This is a genomic window from Kitasatospora sp. NPDC088548 (assembly GCF_044753005.1).
Taxonomy (GTDB): domain Bacteria; phylum Actinomycetota; class Actinomycetes; order Streptomycetales; family Streptomycetaceae; genus Kitasatospora.
In genome coordinates this window covers 39,524-58,309 of sequence record NZ_JBIVMI010000024.1, presented here as the reverse complement: position 1 = coordinate 58,309, position 18,786 = coordinate 39,524, and the positions used below count along the sequence as shown (strand labels likewise).

The following is an 18,786-nucleotide window of genomic DNA, read 5'->3' as shown; positions in this document are numbered from 1 at the left end:
GTTCGCCGAGCAGGACGGTACGACCGAGAAGTTGACGGTGTGTCGCGGTGCGGCGGCCCAGGGGGCGCCCCCGCGCGCGGGGGAGAGGTGGATTGCGGTGGCTGGCGAGGCTGGACCGGGCGGCGCGGGCTGGGCGGACGGGCCCAACGGCGAGGTGAAGCCGTGGTCGCTCAATGACAGTTGGATCGGCAGAGTGGTCAGCCAGGTCCAGACCGACGTCAGCGCCAGCGCCCTGGTGACGGCGTTCGGGTCCAATGACGTCAAGATCGAGCTGGACACGCTGACGAACTTCAAGAAGAAGGTCGACGCGCTGCTGGCGTCCCTGGAGGGCTCGGACGCGGCACAGCACAAGATCCAGGAACAGAAGCTGACACCGGGGAACTTCGGGACGGGGTTCACCGAGTCCTCCGACCTGATGGCGGCCTACGAGAAAACGCACGCGGCGATCGCCCAGCTCTCGAAGGACTTCGCCGATCAGATCGCGAAGATGAGCGAAGCGGTGGCCCGGACGGCGGGCAACTACGGGACCAACGAGGAGCACCAGACCGCCGCCGCGAAGACCGTCGCCAAGAACGCCGGCAGCTACACCCCGGCGGCCGGACCGAACGGGCCGGCGCCGGGGCAGGGTGGCGTTGGCGGTACGTACTGATGGTGGGCCGGGGAGAGAGTCTCAGCAAAACGGGGAGTAAGTGATGGCAGGCGGAACGAAATTCGAAGGGTTCGAGCACGGCAATCTCAAGGCCATGGTCGCCAACACCGATCCGTCCAAGGTCACGAGCCGGGGCAACCAGCTCAAGGCCGCGAGTCGGGTCCTGGACGACCTGAGCCGGGCTCTGGCCGCCCACCTCGGCCAGATCCAGTGGGAGGGGCCGGCCGCCGACAACTTCAAGACCTGGGCGGGCAACCTGAACAAGTCGGCCGCCATGATCAGCGAGTACTCGAAGGGCGCCGGCGAGGCCATGGTCCAGGCCGGCGAGGCGCTCAGCACCGCCAAGACCGGCGTACCCGAGGTGCCGAAGACCGACATCGCGACGGTCGACAAGCGCAACACTCAGCCATGCCCGAACGTGACGCCAACTCAGCAGGCCGTGTACGGCTTCGGGAGCGCCACTACGACCCCGTCCGTCGACGACATCATGAAGCGGGTCAACCACAACTGGGTCACCGCGACGGAGGCACAGGCGGCTCAGAAGCGGGTCGAGGCGGCGCACCAGGAGGCCATCCACCAGATGGAGAAACTGGGGCAGGCGTACGAGGCGGCGACGACCAAACTGAACGGGCTGAAGCTGCCGACCCTGCCGGGGATGCCAGGCGACGGCGCCAGCCGAGACAGTTCGACTGACGTCTCAACTGGTGGAGGCGGCAGTACCGGTTCGGGCGGCACCGTTCGCACTCCTCGTACGGGCAGCAGTAGTGGCGGTGGCGGGAGCTACACCCCGTCCGGCGGCGGCTACAGCGGCGGGTCGGTTCCCCCTCACCTGCCTGCGCCGGGCCCACAGGGGTCCGACGGGTCGGGTCACATCGACTCGGTTCCGCCGCACCACGGGCCGTCGTCGCTGCCGCACGACCCCGGTGTCCCCGGGCCGTCGCCGCAGCCCTGGTACCCGACCGACCGTCCTGGCACCGACCTCAACAGCCTGCCGTCCGTGCCGACTTTGCCTGGGCAGACCGGTCCGGTCGTGCCGGGTGGTGGCGGCAGCCTGCCTCCGAGCGGTCCGGGTGGCAGCCCCGGTTTCCCTGGCGGCCCGGGCGCAGACGGTGGGTATCCGGGCGGTGGTTCGCTTCCTCTCGGAGGCTTTGGACCCGGCGGAGGCGGGTCGGTCCCGGCGAAGGGCGGCGGCGGTGGTTCGATTTCGAGCCGAGCCGGCAGTTTCGGTGGGGGCGCTCTGCCTGCGAAGGGCGGGGCCCCGGGGCCGACCGGTGGTGGAACGGTCTTCGGTGCGCGCGAGGCCCAGGCGGGCCGGTCCGGAGCGGCCGGTGGCATGGGGGGCGCGGGCGGTATGGGTGGCGGTATGCACCCGGGCATGGGCGGCCACGGTGCCGGCGGCTCGGGCGGCAGCGCGCGCGGGCGCGGTCTGACCTCGACCAGCGGCGGCACCGTCGGCGGGCGCAAGGGCCCGGTTGTCGGTGGCGAGTTCACGCCCGGCGGCACCGGCCTGCGCAATCGGGCCGGCGCCGCCGCGGGAGCTGAGGGCGGAGCCCGTTCGGGCCAGAACGGCATGATGAGCCCCGGCATGGCGGGTGGCGCGGGCAAGAACGAGCGCGACCGTCGTAAGCGGGCCGACTACCTGCACGAGGACGAGGAGACCTGGACCAGCGGTACTCCGCAAAGCAATCCGGGCGTGATTGAGTAGTACTGGAATGCCTGCCCGGCCACTGGATACGCCTTGGTGGCCGGGCAGACCTGTCCGGGGCGTAGCCCTCGGCTGACGGGGAGACTCACGAGGGAGCTGGGATGCGGCGGACGAATGTAGGGGGATATTCGCGGGGAGCCGCTGCGGTGTTGCTGGCCGCAGGCGTCGTTTTCGGCCCCGGGGTGCTGCCGGCGGCTGCGGTGGATTCGATTCGTGATCAGCAGTGGCATCTGGATGTCATGAAGGCGTCTGACATGTGGAAGACCAGCAAGGGGCAAGGGGTGACTGTCGCGGTGATCGACAGTGGCTTCAAGCTGGATCATCCAGACTTGGCGGGGCAGTTGCTGCCGGGCAAGGACTTCAGCGGGCTTCCCGGAGGGATCGGCTCCTATGCCGAGGGACACGGGACAGCTATGGCGAGCCTCATCGCAGGGTCTGGTAAAGGCATGGCCGGTAAGGGGGCCTATGGCCTCGCTCCGGGTGCCAAGATTCTTCCACTGAAGATCAAAAATGGTTCCGATGGGGGAGCCGTCACCTCGTCCGAGCTTCTCGGCCAGATCGGGCAGGCTGTTACCTACGCGGCTGACCAGGGTGCCAGGGTCATCAACATCTCGCAGGGCATCAGTGCGACGCGGACCTTCCCTGACGACGTGGCCAACCTGAACAGTGTCATTGCGCACGCGAATGCCAAGGGTGCGTTGGTGGTTTCCAGCGTCGGAAACTCGGCACAGTCGGGAAACCCTGTTGAGTATCCGGGTGGTTTGCCGCATGTGGTGGGTGTTGGCGCGGCCGATCAGAAGGGCATCGCGACAACCGAATCGGAGCAGGGTGCGCAGGTTGATCTCGTGGCGCCCGGGACGGATATGTACGGTGCCTGCACCGGCCCGTCGGGCTACTGCAAGAGCCATGGCACTTCAGATGCGGCAGCCATTGTTTCTGCCTCGGCCGCGCTGGTCTGGGCAGTGCATCCGGATTGGACTCCAAACCAGGTTCTTCGGGTGCTCATCAACACGGCAGGTAAACCCACTGATGGGTCTGGCCGGAATGACGCCGTCGGATACGGCGTAGTCCGGCCTCGAATTGCGTTGACGGAGCCGGGGGATCCGGGGCCGGCGGATTTGTATCCGATTGCGGAGCAGCCGGTTGGGGGGCCTACGTCTTCGGCCTTGCCGACCCCTTCTGTATCGGAGACGCCCTCGGCGGCCGCGTCGGCTGGGTCGGGGGCGGCGCCGGCCGAGGACAGTACGCCGGTGGGGTCGCCTGTCGCGCAGCCGGAGGCTGATGGGGTGTCCGGCTCCGGGAGTGTGGTGCCGCTGGTGGTGGCGGTGGTTGTCGGGTTGGTGCTGGTGGCCGGGGTGGTGTTCTTCGTGGTGCGGAGGCGATCCGCCGCCAGGCAGGTAGCGGTGGTGCCGCCGGTGGGATATCCGCAGGGGCAGGGGCAGGGGCAGGGGCAGGGGCAGCTTCCGTCGGAGGGCGGGCCCGGGGCTCCGCCCTCGTACGGGCCGTCGGCTCCGCCGAGTGACAATCCGTATGCGCGGTAGAGGAAGGCGACTGGCCGGGGCGTGATCTCTCGGCCGACGGGGAGGGTGAGGAGGGGGCGCGGTGCGGCGGACGGGCATGGCGCTGTGGTGGCGGGGGGCCGCTTCGGCGTGTTTGGCGATGGGTGCGATCGCGGGGCCGGCTGTGTCGCCGGCGCTCGCGGCCGATTCGGTCCGTGAACAACAGTGGCACCTGGATGTCATGAAGGCGCCCGACATGTGGAAGACCAGCAAGGGGCAAGGCGTCACGGTCGCGGTGATCGACAGCGGCTTCAAACTGGACCATCCTGATCTGGCCGGACAATTCTTGCCTGGGAAGGATTTCAGTGGCCTTCCCGGGGGAATTGGCGATGATAAGACTGGCCACGGCACGCAAATGGCCTCAATCATTGCGGGGACCGGTAGGGGGCTGAATGGAAAAGGTGCCTACGGCCTCGCTCCTGGCGCCAGGATCCTGCCGCTGAAGATCAAGAATAGCTTGAACTCGGGATCTTCCGTGAGTTCCTCGGAGTTTCTTGGGCAGATCGGTCAAGCCATTGTCTATGCTGCCGATCGGGGAGCCAAGGTTATTAGTGTCTCTCAGGGAGGTGCTGCGAGTAACGCATCGGACTCGGATGCGGCGGCACTCAAAAGCGCTGTGGCATATGCAAGCGGTAAGGGTTCCTTGGTCTTGGCCAGTGTTGGTAACTCTGGCCAAGAGGGTAGTCCTGTCGAGTATCCGGGAGCGATTCCGCTTGTGCTGGGCATTGGCGCCGTTGACCAGAGCGGGAAAGGCACGGCGGAGTCCGACGAGGGGCCGCAGGTTGACCTTGTTGCTCCAGGCGTCGACATCTATAGCGCCTGTACGGCAAACTCTGGCTACTGTAAGGGGCATGGCACGTCCGACGCCACGGCTGTTGTATCGGGCTCTGCGGCTTTGGTCTGGGCGGTCCATCCGGACTGGAACGGAAACCAGATCGCCCGGGTTCTTCTCAATACTGCGGGTAAGCCGACGGATGGGTCCGGTCGGAATGACAGCGTTGGTTATGGAGCTGTCCGGCCCCGAGTTGCTTTGACGGAGCCGGGGGATCCGGGTCCGGCGGATGTGTCTCCGATTCCGGAGCAGCCGGTGGGGGTGCCTTCGGCTTCGGCTTCGCCGTCGGCGGTGGCTTCCTCCGCATCGGCTGGGTCGGGGGCGGCGCCGACCGAGGACAGTACGCCGGTGGGGTCGCCTGCCGTGCGGCCGGAGGCTGATGGGGTGTCCGGCTCCGGGAGTGTGGTGCCGCTGGTGGTGGCGGTGGTTGTCGGGTTGGTGCTGGTGGCCGGGGTGGTGTTCTTCGTGGTGCGGAGGCGGGCCGCTGCCCGGTAGGCGGTGGTCGGGCGGTGATCCGTGCACGCGGTGGCGGTAGGGGAAGCCGGTCGTCGGATGTGGATGTCGATGGCCGGCGGGGGAGCCGGGGCGCGGTGGGCTGATGTGCGCGTGGGTGCGTGAGGTGGGCGTGCGGGGTGGGGGTGTGCGCCGGTGTCACCCGGGTGGGTGCTGTCAGTGGGGCCGGGGGGTCGTCAGGGTGGCGGTATGGATACGCAGGAAGCCCGGCGGGCGGCCCAGTTGCGGCGAGCCGCGGCCGCGGCGCTGATCGGTACGGCGATCGAGTTCTACGACTTCTTTCTCTACGGGACGGCGGCGGCGCTCGTCTTCGGTGGGGTGTTCTTTCCCGAACTGGGCAGGGTGGGGGCGCTGTTGGCGGCGTTCTCGGTGTACGCGGTGGCGTTTCTGGCGCGGCCGCTGGGGGCGGTGGTGTTCGGGCACTTCGGGGACCGGCTGGGGCGGAAGCGGATGCTGGTGGTGTCGCTGCTGCTGATGGGGCTGTCGACGGCCGCGGTGGGGCTGATGCCGGGGTACGAGGTGTGGGGGTGGTGGTCGCCGGTGGCGCTGGTGGTGCTGCGGGTGTGCCAGGGCGTGGGGCTGGGCGGGGAGTGGGGCGGGGCGGCGCTGCTGATCGCGGAGAACGCGCCGGCCGGGCGGCGCGGGCGGTACGGGGCGTTTCTGCAGCTCGGGCCGGTCAGCGGGTTCGTGCTGGCGAACGGGGTGTTCCTGGTGCTGCAACTGGTGCTGGACGAGAGGGCGTTCGCCGCCTGGGGCTGGCGGGTGCCGTTTCTGGCGTCGTTGGTGCTGGTGGCGGTGGGGCTGTTCGTCCGGCTGCGGATCGAGGAGACGCCGTTGTTCCGGGCAGGGGAGGAGCGGGGCCGACCGCCGGTGGTGGAGGTGTTGCGCGGGCACTGGCGGACGGTGCTGATCGGCTGCGGCGCGATCACCGTGGGGTACGCGCTGTTCTATCTGACCACCACGTACGCGCTGGCGTACGCGACGACGGGGCTCGGGGTGCCGAGCACGCTGCTGCTGTCGATGCTGCTGGTGGGCGCCGCGGGGAAGGGGGTGACGGTCTGGGTGAGCGCACGGCGCAGTGACCAGTGGGGGCGCCGGCGCACCCTGCAGATGGCGACGGGGCTCGCGATGGCCTGGTCGCTGGTGCTGTTCCCGCTGCTGGAGACGGTGCGCAGGCCACTGATGTTCCTGGCCCTGGCGGGGGCGATGGTGGTGCTGGGGTGTCTGCTGGGGCCGGTGGCGGCGTTCCTGCCGGAGCTGTTCCCGACCAGGGTGCGCTACACGGGGGCGGCGCTGACGTACAACCTCGGCGGTGTGGTGGGCGGGGCGACCACCCCGTTGATCGCGACCAGGCTGACCGAGGCGTACGGGACGGCGGAGCCGGTCGGCTGGTATCTGGCGGGGCTGGGGGCGGTGGCGCTGCTCTGTCTGCGGCTGCTGCCGGAGACCAGCGGTGCGGAGCTCGGGGCTGTCGGGGTGGACGGCGGACGCCGCCGGGCGCCCGTGCTGGGGGCGGATCCGGCGGCGTGACGCGGGTGGGGCGACCGGGCTCAGGCGGCCTGGGCGGCCAGGGCGGCGCGGCCGGCCAGCAGGACGGCGGTGTGCTTGGCGACCCGCTCGCCGAGGTGCTCGGCGGTGGCGATGTCGGCCTTGTGCACGGCGTCGGCGCCGAGGTCGGAGGGGGTGGAGGCGGTGGCACCGGCGAAGAAGCCGAGGCGGTTGAGGTCGTTCTCGGTGCCGGTGCTGGAGTTCCAGCCGGGCTTGAGGCCGAGGCTGACCCAGCTCATGCCGTGCTGGAAGGCCAGGGTCTGGAAGAAGCCCAGGGTGCCGGCCTTGTCACCGCTCTTGGAGGCGGAGTTGGTGAAGCCGGCGGCGACCTTGTCCAGCCAGGCGTCGCCGAACCAGCGCTTGCTGCTGGCCTCGGCGAAGGCGTGGAAGGCGCCGGAGGCGGTGCCCATGTAGGTGGGTGAGCCGAAGACGATCGCGTCGGCGGCGTCCAGCTGGGCCCACTGCTCGTCGGTGATGGTGTCGACGGCGACCGAGACGACCTCGGCGCCGGTGGCGGCGGCGCCGCGGGCCACGGCCTCGGCGATGACGGCGGTGTGGCCGTAGCCGGAGTGGAAGGCGATGGCGACGGTCGGGCGGATGGCGGTCATGGCGTGGGCGCTCCTGGGAGGGAGGGATGGGGGCACGGGAGAAAGCTCGAAGGGCAGGCCGGAAGGGGCGGCGTTCCCGGCCTCCCGACGGTCTCCAATATAGACCAAGTCTCTATTGGTTACCAAGGGTGGATCGGAGACCTTCCCCGTTACCCTGGAGGGCATGACGACGCAGGAGCGCTCCCCGGCCGGGCCGGAGCGGGCCCATGAGCTCGATGTCTTCGCTCAGCTCTGTCCGAGCCGGGCCATGTTCGCGGAGCTGGCGGACAAGTGGTCGATGCTGATCCTGATGAGCCTCGGCGAACTCGGCCCGCAGCGCTTCTCCGAACTGCAGCGCGCGGTCGACGGGGTCAGTCGCAAGATGCTCACCCAGTCGCTGCGCACCCTGGAGCGGAACGGCCTGGTGCGTCGTACGGTGCACCCCGAGACGCCGCCGCGCGTGGTCTACGACCTGTTGCCGCTCGGCCGTGAACTGGCCGTGCTGGTGGCGCCGCTCGGGCGCTGGGCCGAGGAGCACACCGAGTTGATGCTCGCCGCCCGCGAGGAGTTCGACCGGGCGCACGCCGACGGCTGAGGCCGGTGCGGCCGGCCGGAGCCGATTTCCCTTCTGGCCCGCCAGCCGTGTAATGTCTTCCTTGTTCGACCGGTTCGCCCCTATAGCTCAGTCGGTAGAGCGTCTCCATGGTAAGGAGAAGGTCTGCGGTTCGATTCCGCATGGGGGCTCAAGTGAAAGGCCCTCGCCCAACGGCGAGGGTCTTTTTCGTGTCCCCGCACCGGCGTCGGGGTGTACGGGGGCGTGACGCGGCCTAGCGGGCCGGGCCCGGAATGCGCTGTGATGGTGCGTCATCGGCCGCCCGCCCCAACGGGCGTGGACGCGGGCCGGACCCCGACCTGGAGGGCGTCATGGGCGTTCGACTCGTGGTGGTCGACGACCACCGGCTGCTGGCCGAGGCGCTGGCCGCCGCGCTCCAGCTGCGCGGCCACCGAGTGCTCGCGGTGGGCTCGCCGGCCGGCGCGGCCGCCGACCTGGTGGCCGGCCGTCGACCCGAGGTGTGTCTGCTCGGGGTAACCGGTCCGGCCGAACCCGGCGCCTTCGACGGGCTGCGCCGGATCCGCCGGGAGCGGCCCGAGGTGGCCGTCATCGTGCTCGGGCCGGTCGGTGAACTGCGCGGTGTGGCAGGCGCGTTCGCGGCCGGGGCGGCGGGCTACGTGCCCAGCGACGAGCGGATCGAGGTGGTCGAGCGGGCCATCGCCCGGGCCCGGGCGGGCGAGGCGGCGGTCGCGGTGGACGTCCTGCGGGGCGCCTTCGACCAGTTGCTGAGACCGGCCGCCGAGCCGGACGACGAAGCCGTCCGGCTGCTGCGGCTGCTGACCCGCCGTGAGGTCCAGGTGCTGGCCCGGATCGCGGACGGCGAGGACACCGCGGCGATCGCGGCCGGGATGCGGATCGCCGCCAGCACCGCCCGGACCCACGTCCAGCGGGTGCTGATGAAGCTCGGCGCGCGCACCCGGCTGGAGGCGGCGGCGGTCGCGGCCAGGACCGGGCTGCTGGAGCGGATGGCCCAGGGCTGATGGGGCGGTTCCGGCGGCGGCCGGGCCCGGCGGACGGTCGCGGCCGGATGGTCCGGAAAGGGCTCCCGGGTGGTCCGGAGCACCCCCGGCGGCCAGGGAGAATAGGCCCCAGTCGTACGTACGTCACCGATGGCCCGCCGAGGCGGCGGACCATCGCCCGCTGGAGGTCTCATCATGAGTAAGTACCTGGTCACGGGTGGCGCCGGCTATGTCGGCAGTGTGGTCGCCGCCCACCTGCTGGAGGCGGGACACCAGGTGACCGTCCTGGACGACCTCTCCACCGGCTTCCGCGAGGGCGTGCCGGCCGGGGCCGAGTTCGTGTCCGGACGCATTCAGGACGCCGGCGAGGTGCTGGACGGCTCCTTCGACGGGGTGCTGCACTTCGCCGCCTCCTCGCAGGTCGGCGAGTCGGTCGCGGACCCGGAGAAGTACTGGCGCAACAACGTGGCCGGCTCGCTGGAGCTGGTCGCCGCGATGCGCAAGGCCGGTGTGCGCAAGCTGGTGTTCTCCTCCACCGCCGCCGTGTACGGCGAGCCGGAGGTCGTCCCGATCGCCGAGACCGCCCGCACCTCGCCGACCAACACCTACGGTGCCACCAAGCTGGCCGTCGACCACCTGATCACCAGTGAGGCCGTCGCCCACGGCCTGGCCGCCGTCTCGCTGCGCTACTTCAACGTGGCCGGCGCGTACGGCGCGTACGGCGAGCGGCACGATCCCGAGTCGCACCTGATCCCGCTGGTCTTCCAGGCCGCCCTCGGGCAGCGCGAGCACATCGCGGTGTACGGCGACGACTACCCGACCGCGGACGGCACCTGCATCCGCGACTACATCCACGTCGCCGACCTGGCCGAGGCGCACCTGCTGGCGCTGGACGCGGCCAAGCCGGGCGAGCACCTGATCTGCAACCTGGGCAACGGCAGCGGCTTCTCGGTGCGCGAGGTGATCGAGTCGGTCAAGCGGGTCACCGGCCGGGAGATCCCGGTGGTGACCTCCGGCCGCCGGGCCGGCGACCCGGCCGTTCTGGTGGCCTCCGCCGAGCGCGCCCACCAGGCGCTGGGCTGGACCCCGCGTCGTCCGAACCTGGACGACATCGTCGCCGACGCCTGGAAGTTCACCCTGGAGAAGAACGGCCAGTAAGGCTCGAAGGCTCCGGTCCGAGGCGCCGCTCCCACCGGTCGGGGGGCGGCGCCTCGGGCATGTCCGGGCGCCGGTCGTCGGCGTGCGGTCGTCGGTATGCGGGTCGTCGGCGCGCGGCCGTCAGTGCGTGGCCGTCAGTGCGTGGCCGTCAGTGCGCCGGGCGCGCGGCATAGGCGCGCAGGAACGCCTGTACGCCGGCCGTGATGATCTCCGTCGTCTCCTGCCCGGTGAGCGGATGCGCGCCCCAGTACGAGCGCTGGGTGACCTCGGTCCCGGTCAGCAGCACGAAGTGCTGGGCGGCGCGCGCCGGGTCGGGCGCGTCCAGGAGGCCCTGAGCGGCCAACTCGCCGAACCGGCTGCCGAGTTCGGCCATGGCCCGGCGCGGCCCGGTCTGCTGCCAGGCGTCCAGCAGGGCCTTCGGCAGATGTCCGGCCTCGGCGTTGATCTGCCGGACCAGCGCGAAGTGGTCGGCGAACTCCGTGAGCGCGCTCACCCAGGCCAGGCCGAGGGCGGTGAAGTCCGCCTCCAGGTCGGTGACCTTGGCCAGGGTGCGCCCGATGACCTCCAGGTGGGCGTCCCTGACCTGCCCCGCGCTCTCCTGGACGACGGTCTGGAAGAGCAGTTCCTTGCCCGCGAAGTGGTTGTAGATGGTCCGGGTGGAGACCCCGGCCTCCGCCGCGATGGCGTCGATGCCGGCGCGGGTGTAGCCGTCGCGACCAAAGACCGTACGGGCGGCCCGGGTGATGGCCTGACGCTTCTCGGCGAGCCCTCGGCGGGGCCGGGGCGTCGTCTCGTCCTGGCTGGTCATCGAGGCTCCTCCGAGAAAGATGCAGTCATCGTTTTACTCATTGCCATACACGTTGTACTTTACCTGACGTACCGTCCGGCCGGGCGGCGACCGTCCGGTGAAACGTCGCAACCCTGGAGACCGCAATGCCCGAGACCCTTCGTCAGGCCACGTCCGAGACGCCGGCCACGGCCCCGTACCGGCTCGCCGTCATCGTCGGCAGCAGCCGGCAGGGCCGCTTCGCGCCCACCGTCGCCGACTGGTTCCTGCGCACCGCCCGGGGCCGGGACGACCTCGACCTCGACGTCATCGACCTGGCCGACCACCCGCTGCCCCGCCTGGGTGACGAGCCCACCGCCGAGCAGGCCGGGCGGCTCGCCGCGCTCTCGCCGCGACTGGCCGCCGCCGACGCCTTCGTGGTGGTCACCCCCGAGTACAACCACAGCTTCCCCGGCGTCCTCAAGGACGCCATCGACTGGCACCGCGCCGAGTGGCAGGCCAAGCCGGTCGGCTTCGTCTCCTACGGCGGACTCGGCGGCGGGCTGCGCGCGGTCGAGCAGCTCCGGCTGGTCTTCGCCGAGCTGCACGCCGTCACCGTCCGGGACACCGTCAGCTTCCACGGCGCCTGGGCCGTCTTCGGCGACGACGGCGAGCCCGTCGACCCGGCCGTCCCGAACGGGGCCGCCAAGGGCATGCTCGACCAGCTCACCTGGTGGGCGCACGCCCTGCGGGACGCCCGCACCGCCCGCCCGTACGCGGTCTGACCTGCCCGCCCCGACCACCCGTCAAGAGCCGCGCACCCGGGCCGGGCCCCGAAGCCCGACCGTCCAAGGGGCCGATGAGCGCCGCCGTACCCGCCGCCACCACCGCGGCACCCGCCCCACCCCGCCCGCGCACCGCCGCGGTCGTGGCCCTCGGCTCGCTGGTGACCGTCCTCGACGCCACGATCGTCGACGTCGCCCTCAACCGCCCTGCCGAGGGCTTCCAGGCCCCCCGGCCGCCGTTCACCACGCCGGCCGGCGGCCGGGGCGGGGGGCTGACGCCCCCAGGCACCGACACCCCCGAAACCACCGGCCCCGGGCCGCTTCCGAGCGCCAAGTGGCAGCAAATTCGCACCTCCTGACGAAAGTTCACCAAACCCCCGCCGGGCCGCCCCCTACCCCGTACGCTGAATTCGGTACCGGTGGGGGCCGGCGCCTGGGCCCGACCGGCCGTCCGGGGGGTGGGCCGAGGAGAAGTGCCCAGGTCGCGGCACCGGAGTCTGGGCCGTCACCCCGGGCGCGGGCCGGGTCTAGCAGGGGGGAAGTGGCAATGGGGCGGATCCGCGTCCTGGTGGTCGACGACCACCGGATCTTCGCCGAGGCACTGGCCGCGGCGCTCACCGCCGAGCCCGACGTCGAGGTCGGCGCCGCCGGCAGCGCGGCCGCCGCCGAGCGCGCGCTCGAGCGCGCCGCCACCGAGGGCCGCGCCTTCCACGTCGTCCTGATCGACGCCGACCTCGGCGGCGAGGGCGTCCTCGGGGGAGCGCGCAAACCCCGCCAGCCCGGCGCCGACCCGCCCGATGCCGCGCGGCGGCGCCTGCCGCCCAGCGTGCCCGCGCCCCGCCGTCCGGCCGTCGCACCCGCACCGCCCGCCGGCTCGTCGCCCCCGCACCAGGCCCCGCACCCGGCCGAACCGCAGCGGTCCGAACCGCACCGGCAGGAGCCGTACCGGCCCGAGCTCCGCCGCCAGGAGATCCAGCGGCCGGAACCGTACCGGCAGGAGCCGCACCGGCCCGTCCCCCCGGCGCCCGACGGCATCACCCTGCTCGCCCGGATCCGCCGCAACCACCCCGGCCTGAAGGCGATCGTCCTGGCCACCGCCGACGACCCGCACCGCGCCGCCCGGGCCCTGCACGCCGGCGCCACCGGCTGGGTCGCCAAGGAGAGCTCGCTGGCCCGCCTCCTGGCCGTCATCCGTGGCGTCCTGCGCGACGAGACCCACCTGCCGCCCGCCCTGCTCACCGGTGTCATCCGGGAGCTCACCACCGCGCGACGGGACCGCACCGAGAGCGAACGTCTCGTCGACACCCTCACCCCGCGGGAGAAGCAGATCCTGCGCTGCATGGTCGCCGGCCTCGGCCGGCAGGCCGTCGCCGAACGCCTCTACCTCTCCCCGCACACCGTCCGCACCCATATGCAGAACGTCCTCGGCAAGCTCGGGGTGCACTCCACCCTGGCCGCCGTCGCGGTCGCCCGCCGGGCGGGCGTCAGCCCGTCCGAACCGGCCGCCCCCAGCGCCCCACCATCCGTCGCCTCGACCACAGCTCCCGGCGTCGGCTCCCCGTGACACCCCGGTACCGACTCAGGTTCGTCAGGTCAGGGAAAACCGGGGGCAGATGTCGCCGCACCGTACTTCCGCACGCCCGCATACGGTCCGGAACGGCTCACACCCGGCCCGGAACGACCCGGACACGGCCCGGAACGGTCCCAGCGCCGCCGCCGTACCCCCGACCGGCCTACGCACCCTGATCGTCGGAGCCGGCCGCCGGCGCGGGGGCCGGCCGGGGGGTGTGCTCAGCCCGGGATGTTGTCGAACGGGGCGACCAACTGCCGCAGCAGCCCCGCGAGTTCGCCCTGCTGCCCGGCGCTGAGCTGGGCGAGCAGCTCGCGCTCGTGGGCGAGCAGGCCGGCGAGCGCCTGATCGGCCCGGTCGCGCCCGTCGTCGGTGAGCCGGACCAGCACACCGCGCCGGTCGTCCGGGTCGGGCAGGCGCTTGACCAGGCCCTTGCCGGTGAGACGGTCGATCCGGTTGGTCATGGTGCCGGAGGTGACCAGGGTCTGGGTGAGCAGCTGGCCGGGGGAGAGCTGGTACGGGGAGCCGGCCCGGCGCAGCGCGGTCAGGACGTCGAACTCCCACGGCTCCAGGCCGTGCTCGGCGAAGGCGGTCCGGCGGGCGCGGTCGAGGTGCCGGGCGAGTCGGCTGACCCGGCTGAGCACCTCAAGTGGTTCCACGTCGAGGTCGGGGCGCTCTCGGCGCCATGCTGCGACCAGGCGGTCGACCTCGTCCTCCATGACGATCAGTGTATCGGGGGATGTGTCGATGTGAAGTCTCTTGACATCGAGAAATGTAGCGTGGAGGCTGCGCCTGGATATCTTGATGTCGAGATACTTGTGAGGACGATCATGAGCACCCCCGTCTGGGACCCGGAACAGTACCTGCGCTTCGTCGACGAACGGACCCGCCCGCTGCGCGATCTGCTCGCCCGCGTCCCCGCCGTTCCCCACGAACCCGCCGCCACGATCCTCGACATCGGCTGCGGCCCCGGCAACTCCACCGCCGTCCTGCGCCGACGCTGGCCCGAAGCCCGCATCACCGGCATCGACAACTCCGCCGAGATGCTCGCCACCGCCCGCACCGAAGGCGAACCCACCGCCGACTACCGGCTCGCCGACGCCCGCGACTACGACCCGGCCACCGCCGCGCCCGACCTGATCGTGTCCAACGCCACCCTCCAGTGGGTGGACGGGCACCTCGCGCTGCTTCCGCGCTGGGCCGACGCCCTCAGGCCCGGCGGCGTCCTCGCCTTCCAGGTCCCCGGCAACTTCGGCTCACCCAGCCACACCCTGCTCGCCGAACTCCGCCGCGACCCCCGCTGGCGCGACGCCGTCGGCGACAACGCCACCCGCGCGGGCGTCCACCGGCCCGCCGAGTACCTGGCCACCCTCGCCGACGCCGACTGCGCCGTCGACGTCTGGGAGACCACCTACAGCACCCTGCTCACCGGCGCCGACCCCGTCCTGGAATGGGTCAAGGGCACCGCCCTGCGCCCCGTCCTCACCCGGCTCACCGACCCCGTCGACCGGGCCGCCTTCCTCGCCGAGTACGGCGCCCTGCTCCGCGAGGCCTACCCCGCGGGACCGCACGGCACCGTCTTCCCGTTCCGGCGGATCTTCGCGGTGGCCGTCCGCCGCTGAGCATCGCCGGTACCTCCGGGGCCGGTACGCCCACCGCCGGGCGCTCAGGCCTTCCGCTCGCCGACCAGCTTCGGGTGCCGCTCCATCCCCTCCAGGCCGTGCCAGGCCAGGTTCACCAGATGCGCCGCCACCTCCGCCTTCTGCGGCTTGCGGACCTCCAGCCACCACTGCCCGGTCAGCGCGACCATTCCGACCAGCATCTGCGAGTACATCGGGGCAAGGCGGGCGTCGAAGCCCCGCGCCTTGAACTCCAGCCCGAGAATGTCCTCCACCTGCGTCGCGATGTCGCTGATCAGCGACGCGAACGTTCCCGTCGACTGCGCCACCGGGGAATCCCGGACCAGGATCTTGAAACCGTCCGTGGAGGTGTCGATGTAGTCCATCAACGCGAACGCCGCCTGCTCCAGCAGCTCCCGCGAGTGCCCGCCCGTCAACGCCCCCGTCACCATGTCCAGCAGGAGCTGCATCTCGCGGTCCACCACCACCGCGTACAGCCCCTCCTTGCCGCCGAAGTGCTCGTACACCACGGGCTTGGACACCCCGGCCCGCTCGGCGATCTCCTCCACCGAGGTGCCGTCGTAGCCGCGCTCCGCGAACACCGACCGGCCGATCTCCAGCAGTTGCTCCCGCCGCTGCTTCCCGGTCATCCGCACCCGGCCGCCCCGGCGGCGGGGCGCCGGTGCGGTGGTACCCGTCGGGGCAGCGGCACGCGGACGGGCCTGCGCCGCACCCGGCGCGGCGTCCGTCCGCGGGCTCTCGTGGCCGCCTGTGCTGTCTGCGCTGCTCCCGTTCACCCCTACATCATGCTGCAGGCGAGCCCTCATGCGGCGCGGCGGGCGGCGATCCGCTGTGCGTCCGGCCAACGGACGTCGCGGGCCCACCCGGCCAGCTCGAACCAGCGGATCAGCCGTGCCGAGGAGTCGATCTGGCCGCGCAGCACGCCGTGCCGGGCCGAGGTCGGGTCCGCGTGGTGCAGGTTGTGCCAGGACTCTCCGCAGGAGAGCACGGCCAGCCACCAGACGTTGCCGGAGCGGTCACGGGAGCGGAACGGGCGCTCGCCGAGCGCGTGGCAGATCGAGTTGATCGACCAGGTGACGTGGTGCAGCAGCGCCACCCGAACCAGCGAGCCCCAGAAGAACGCGGACAGGGCACCCTGCCAGGAGAGCGTGACCAGCCCGCCGACCAGGGGCGGCAGCAGCATCGAGATCGCGGTCCAGAGCCAGAACAGCCGGGAGATCCGCCTTATGGCCGGGTCGTGGACCAGATCCGGCGCATAGGTCAGCTGCGGGGTCTGCTCCTCGTCGAAGAGCCAGCCCATGTGCGCCCACCAGAGGCCCTTGAGCAGGGCCGGGATGCTCTCCCCGTAGCGCCAGGGCGAGTGCGGGTCGCCGTCCTTGTCGCTGTACCGGTGGTGCTTGCGGTGGTCCGCCACCCAGCGCACCAGCGGTCCCTCGATCGCCAGGCTGCCGGCCACCGCGAGGGTCAGCCGCAGGGCCCGGTTGGCCTTGAAGGCGCCGTGGGTGAAGTAGCGGTGGTAACCGATCGTGATGCCGTGGCAGGTGAGGAAGTACATGGCGGTGGCGATCGCGAGGTCCGTCCACCCCAGCCCCCAGCCCCAGGCCACCGGCGCGGCGGCGAGCAGCGCGGTGAAGGGGACGGCGATGAACAGCCCGAGCGCGATCCGCTCGGCGAGCCCCTGTTTCTCCCCGCCGCGGGTGGCGGAGAGCAGGGTCGGGGCGGTGTCGGCGGAGAGCGCGGTATCGGCGTGTGCCTCGCCGGCCTGGATGGTCATGGGGTGTCCCTTGGGGGAGGGGGCGGAGGCTACGTTTGCGTAACTTACGGCATCGTAGGTTGCGCTCCGCCACGAAGGAAATACGGCACCCGGGGGCGCTTTAGTGAATTCACTCGACTGGATGGATGAACCCGGGACCGGGCCCGTGTCCGGACGGATCGCCCACCGGATCACCGCGTCCGGGCCGGGGTGGCCGGCCCGACGGCGGGGCGGGCGGGCCCGGGTGCCTGTCCGTCAACGTCCCCGGCGGCGCGGACCCCTACCGGTGGATCGCGGGGCGGCGGTCGGGAAATGGAGGTGGATTACGGCGCCGTTCACCCCGTAGTCTTGGGCGAGCGCGCCCTGGCGGCACCGGGGCGCGGTGACGGTACCGTCCCGGATCGTCTAAGGGCAGGACAGCTGGTTTTGGTCCAGCTTATGGGGGTTCGAATCCTCCTCCGGGAGCACCTCAGAGGCCGTGTGGCCGGTGCGGGGCAGACCCGCGCTGGCGTTGCGCCGGGCTGCCCCGCACTATCCTCGAAGCGCCGGGGCGCAGACGTGCGGATCCGCTCCCCGGCCCGCACTGCCCTCTCTGTGAACCGACTGAGGAGCCTCCCCCCGTGAGTGCCAATTCGCCTGCCGCCGTTGTCGTGCTTGCCGCCGGTGGCGGGACCCGGATGAAGTCGAACAGCCTGCCCAAGGTGCTGCACGAGGTGTGCGGGCGGTCGCTGGTGGGCCACGCGGTCGCGGCGGCCCAGGAGTTGACGCCGCAGCAGCTGGTCGTGGTGGTCGGGCACATGCGGGAGAAGGTGCGGGAGCACCTGACGGCGCTCCACCCGGCGGCGCGGGCCGTGGTGCAGGAGGAGCAGAACGGCACCGGGCACGCCGTCCGGACGGCGCTGGAGGCGCTGGCCGCGGACGGGGTGGAGCTGGACGGCACGGTGATCGTCACCACCGGGGACGCGCCGCTGCTGACCGGGGCGACGCTGCGCTCGCTCGCCGAGGCGCACGCCGAGCAGGGCAACGGCGTGACGGTGCTGACGGCCGTGGTGCCGGACCCGTTCGGCTACGGGCGGATCCTGCGCGACGGGGCCGACGGCGCGGTCGCCGCGATCGTCGAGGAGAAGGACGCCTCCGACGCCCAGCGGGCCATCGGCGAGATCAACTCCGGGGTCTTCGCCTTCGACGCGAAGCTGCTGGCCGAGGCCCTCTCCCGGGTGACCACGGACAACGTGCAGGGCGAGGAGTACCTGACCGACACCCTGGAGATCCTGCGGACGGCCGGCCACCGGGTGGGCGCGGTCGTGGCCGCGGACTACCGGGACATCCTGGGCATCAACGACCGGGTGCAGCTGGCGCAGGCCCGCCGGCTGCTGAACGACCGCCTGCTGGAGCGGGCGATGCGCGAGGGTGTCACCGTGGTGGACCCGGCGACGACCTGGTTCGACGTGCAGGTGTCCTACGAGCCGGACGCGGTGGTGCTGCCCAACACCCAGCTGCAGGGCTCCACCCACCTCGGCGAGGGCTGCGAGGTCGGCCCGAACTCGACGATCAAGGACACCCGGATCGGCGCCGGCGCGCGTGTGAGCAACGCCACGACGGACGGTGCGGAGGTGGGTGACTTCGCCGTCGCGGGGCCGTACGCGTACCTGCGGCCGGGGGCGAAGCTGGCCCGCAAGGCGAAGGTCGGCACCTATGTCGAGGTGAAGAACTCGGAGCTGGGCGAGGGCGCCAAGGTGCCGCACCTGTCGTACATCGGGGACGCCACGATCGGTGAGGGCACCAACATCGGCGCGGCCTCGGTCACGGTGAACTACGACGGGGTGAACAAGCACCGCACGGTGATCGGGGCCCACTGCCGCACGGGTTCGGACAACATGTTCATCGCTCCGGTGACGGTCGGCGACGGCGCCTACACCGGGGCCGGCTCGGTGATCACCGCAGACATTCCGCCGGGCGCCCTGGGGGTGAGCCGGGCGCAGCAGCGCAACATCGCGGGATGGGTGGAGCGCAAGCGTCCGGGCACCACGTCGGCGCAGGCCGCGGCCGCCGCGACGGACGGGGCCGACGAGCGCTGAGGAGGCCGGCGGGGCTCCGAGGGCCGGTCCCGGGGCGGACGGTTTCTGCGCGGGCGCGTAACCTTGGGGAC

At 71.7% G+C, this 18,786-nt stretch carries 18 protein-coding genes and 2 tRNA genes; 15 read left to right on the top strand and 5 right to left on the bottom strand.

Annotation, left to right across the window (positions count from 1 at the left end):
* The first annotated feature begins 97 nt into the window (after nt 1-97).
* The 5 genes from ACIP82_RS27085 to ACIP82_RS27065 all read left to right on the top strand — a co-directional run bounded on the left by ACIP82_RS27085 (nt 98) and on the right by ACIP82_RS27065 (nt 6,788).
* Nucleotides 98-649 carry a hypothetical protein gene (locus ACIP82_RS27085; RefSeq protein WP_400657011.1) on the top strand — a complete coding sequence of 184 codons (552 nt, stop codon included), beginning with the start codon at nt 98-100 and terminating at the stop codon, nt 647-649.
* A 43-nt stretch (nt 650-692) separates the two neighbouring features.
* A complete protein-coding gene (locus ACIP82_RS27080) occupies nt 693-2,354 on the top strand; it encodes a WXG100 family type VII secretion target (protein ID WP_400657009.1) in 1,662 nt (553 codons plus the stop codon).
* Between the two features lie 146 nt (nt 2,355-2,500).
* Entirely contained in the window at nt 2,501-3,895 is a 1,395-nt protein-coding gene (mycP, locus tag ACIP82_RS27075; RefSeq protein ID WP_400657007.1) for a type VII secretion-associated serine protease mycosin, read from the top strand.
* 118 nt (nt 3,896-4,013) lie between these two features.
* Nucleotides 4,014-5,240 (top strand): type VII secretion-associated serine protease mycosin, encoded by a 1,227-nt coding sequence (gene mycP / locus ACIP82_RS27070; RefSeq protein ID WP_400657005.1) that lies wholly within the window; start codon nt 4,014-4,016, stop codon nt 5,238-5,240.
* Nucleotides 5,241-5,447: 207 nt separating this feature from the next.
* Entirely contained in the window at nt 5,448-6,788 is a 1,341-nt protein-coding gene (locus ACIP82_RS27065) for an MFS transporter (RefSeq protein ID WP_363606964.1), read from the top strand.
* A 20-nt stretch (nt 6,789-6,808) separates the two neighbouring features.
* Here ACIP82_RS27065 and ACIP82_RS27060 read toward each other — a convergent pair whose 3' ends face one another.
* Nucleotides 6,809-7,414, bottom strand: a complete 606-nt coding sequence (locus ACIP82_RS27060) for a flavodoxin family protein (RefSeq protein ID WP_363606966.1) — start codon at nt 7,412-7,414, stop codon at nt 6,809-6,811.
* 163 nt (nt 7,415-7,577) lie between these two features.
* Between ACIP82_RS27060 and ACIP82_RS27055 the strand changes: the two genes are divergently transcribed.
* The 4 genes from ACIP82_RS27055 (at nt 7,578) to galE (ending at nt 10,123) form a co-directional block, all read left to right on the top strand.
* A complete protein-coding gene (locus tag ACIP82_RS27055; protein WP_400657003.1) occupies nt 7,578-7,988 on the top strand; it encodes a winged helix-turn-helix transcriptional regulator in 411 nt (136 codons plus the stop codon).
* A gap of 76 nt (nt 7,989-8,064) precedes the next feature.
* Nucleotides 8,065-8,137: transfer RNA gene (locus tag ACIP82_RS27050), tRNA-Thr, on the top strand.
* A 180-nt stretch (nt 8,138-8,317) separates the two neighbouring features.
* Nucleotides 8,318-8,986, top strand: a complete 669-nt coding sequence (locus ACIP82_RS27045) for a response regulator transcription factor (RefSeq protein WP_363606969.1) — start codon at nt 8,318-8,320, stop codon at nt 8,984-8,986.
* Nucleotides 8,987-9,160: 174 nt separating this feature from the next.
* Entirely contained in the window at nt 9,161-10,123 is a 963-nt protein-coding gene (gene galE / locus ACIP82_RS27040; protein ID WP_400657000.1) for a UDP-glucose 4-epimerase GalE, read from the top strand.
* Between the two features lie 148 nt (nt 10,124-10,271).
* On the opposite strand, the gene ACIP82_RS27035 is transcribed toward galE, so the two are convergent.
* On the bottom strand, nt 10,272-10,931 hold the full coding sequence (locus ACIP82_RS27035) for a TetR/AcrR family transcriptional regulator (RefSeq protein WP_363606972.1): 660 nt from the start codon (nt 10,929-10,931) through the stop codon (nt 10,272-10,274).
* A gap of 125 nt (nt 10,932-11,056) precedes the next feature.
* On the opposite strand from ACIP82_RS27035, the gene ACIP82_RS27030 reads away from it, so the two are divergent.
* The 3 genes from ACIP82_RS27030 (at nt 11,057) to ACIP82_RS27020 (ending at nt 13,238) form a co-directional block, all read left to right on the top strand.
* Nucleotides 11,057-11,674, top strand: a complete 618-nt coding sequence (locus ACIP82_RS27030; protein WP_400656998.1) for an NADPH-dependent FMN reductase — start codon at nt 11,057-11,059, stop codon at nt 11,672-11,674.
* Between the two features lie 74 nt (nt 11,675-11,748).
* A complete protein-coding gene (locus ACIP82_RS27025; RefSeq protein ID WP_400656996.1) occupies nt 11,749-12,033 on the top strand; it encodes a hypothetical protein in 285 nt (94 codons plus the stop codon).
* Nucleotides 12,034-12,221: 188 nt separating this feature from the next.
* A complete protein-coding gene (locus ACIP82_RS27020) occupies nt 12,222-13,238 on the top strand; it encodes a LuxR C-terminal-related transcriptional regulator (RefSeq protein ID WP_400656994.1) in 1,017 nt (338 codons plus the stop codon).
* A gap of 227 nt (nt 13,239-13,465) precedes the next feature.
* Here ACIP82_RS27020 and ACIP82_RS27015 read toward each other — a convergent pair whose 3' ends face one another.
* Nucleotides 13,466-13,963 (bottom strand): MarR family transcriptional regulator, encoded by a 498-nt coding sequence (locus ACIP82_RS27015; protein WP_363606976.1) that lies wholly within the window; start codon nt 13,961-13,963, stop codon nt 13,466-13,468.
* 111 nt (nt 13,964-14,074) lie between these two features.
* On the opposite strand from ACIP82_RS27015, the gene ACIP82_RS27010 reads away from it, so the two are divergent.
* The gene (locus tag ACIP82_RS27010; protein WP_400656991.1) at nt 14,075-14,866 is read left to right on the top strand and encodes a methyltransferase domain-containing protein; all 792 of its coding nucleotides are present in this window, start codon (nt 14,075-14,077) and stop codon (nt 14,864-14,866) included.
* A 44-nt stretch (nt 14,867-14,910) separates the two neighbouring features.
* Here the strand turns inward: ACIP82_RS27010 and ACIP82_RS27005 are convergent, their stop codons facing one another.
* On the bottom strand, nt 14,911-15,513 hold the full coding sequence (locus ACIP82_RS27005; protein ID WP_148643184.1) for a TetR/AcrR family transcriptional regulator: 603 nt from the start codon (nt 15,511-15,513) through the stop codon (nt 14,911-14,913).
* 173 nt (nt 15,514-15,686) lie between these two features.
* Nucleotides 15,687-16,658 carry a fatty acid desaturase gene (locus tag ACIP82_RS27000; protein WP_363606978.1) on the bottom strand — a complete coding sequence of 324 codons (972 nt, stop codon included), beginning with the start codon at nt 16,656-16,658 and terminating at the stop codon, nt 15,687-15,689.
* A 373-nt stretch (nt 16,659-17,031) separates the two neighbouring features.
* Here ACIP82_RS27000 and ACIP82_RS26995 point away from each other — a divergent pair.
* Nucleotides 17,032-17,102: transfer RNA gene (locus ACIP82_RS26995), tRNA-Gln, on the top strand.
* A 155-nt stretch (nt 17,103-17,257) separates the two neighbouring features.
* On the top strand, nt 17,258-18,715 hold the full coding sequence (glmU, locus tag ACIP82_RS26990; protein ID WP_400656989.1) for a bifunctional UDP-N-acetylglucosamine diphosphorylase/glucosamine-1-phosphate N-acetyltransferase GlmU: 1,458 nt from the start codon (nt 17,258-17,260) through the stop codon (nt 18,713-18,715).
* Nucleotides 18,716-18,786: the final 71 nt, after the last annotated feature.

Coding starts and splice junctions, on each gene's coding strand:
- ACIP82_RS27080 (WP_400657009.1), top strand. CDS start 693: ATGGCAGGCGGAACGAAATTCGAAGGGTTCGAGCACGGCAATCTCAAG.
- mycP (WP_400657005.1), top strand. CDS start 4,014: ATGGGTGCGATCGCGGGGCCGGCTGTGTCGCCGGCGCTCGCGGCCGAT.
- ACIP82_RS27065 (WP_363606964.1), top strand. CDS start 5,448: ATGGATACGCAGGAAGCCCGGCGGGCGGCCCAGTTGCGGCGAGCCGCG.
- ACIP82_RS27060 (WP_363606966.1), bottom strand. CDS start 7,414: ATGACCGCCATCCGCCCGACCGTCGCCATCGCCTTCCACTCCGGCTAC.
- ACIP82_RS27055 (WP_400657003.1), top strand. CDS start 7,578: ATGACGACGCAGGAGCGCTCCCCGGCCGGGCCGGAGCGGGCCCATGAG.
- ACIP82_RS27045 (WP_363606969.1), top strand. CDS start 8,318: ATGGGCGTTCGACTCGTGGTGGTCGACGACCACCGGCTGCTGGCCGAG.
- galE (WP_400657000.1), top strand. CDS start 9,161: ATGAGTAAGTACCTGGTCACGGGTGGCGCCGGCTATGTCGGCAGTGTG.
- ACIP82_RS27035 (WP_363606972.1), bottom strand. CDS start 10,931: ATGACCAGCCAGGACGAGACGACGCCCCGGCCCCGCCGAGGGCTCGCC.
- ACIP82_RS27030 (WP_400656998.1), top strand. CDS start 11,057: ATGCCCGAGACCCTTCGTCAGGCCACGTCCGAGACGCCGGCCACGGCC.
- ACIP82_RS27025 (WP_400656996.1), top strand. CDS start 11,749: ATGAGCGCCGCCGTACCCGCCGCCACCACCGCGGCACCCGCCCCACCC.
- ACIP82_RS27020 (WP_400656994.1), top strand. CDS start 12,222: ATGGGGCGGATCCGCGTCCTGGTGGTCGACGACCACCGGATCTTCGCC.
- ACIP82_RS27015 (WP_363606976.1), bottom strand. CDS start 13,963: ATGGAGGACGAGGTCGACCGCCTGGTCGCAGCATGGCGCCGAGAGCGC.
- ACIP82_RS27010 (WP_400656991.1), top strand. CDS start 14,075: ATGAGCACCCCCGTCTGGGACCCGGAACAGTACCTGCGCTTCGTCGAC.
- ACIP82_RS27005 (WP_148643184.1), bottom strand. CDS start 15,513: ATGACCGGGAAGCAGCGGCGGGAGCAACTGCTGGAGATCGGCCGGTCG.
- ACIP82_RS27000 (WP_363606978.1), bottom strand. CDS start 16,658: ATGACCATCCAGGCCGGCGAGGCACACGCCGATACCGCGCTCTCCGCC.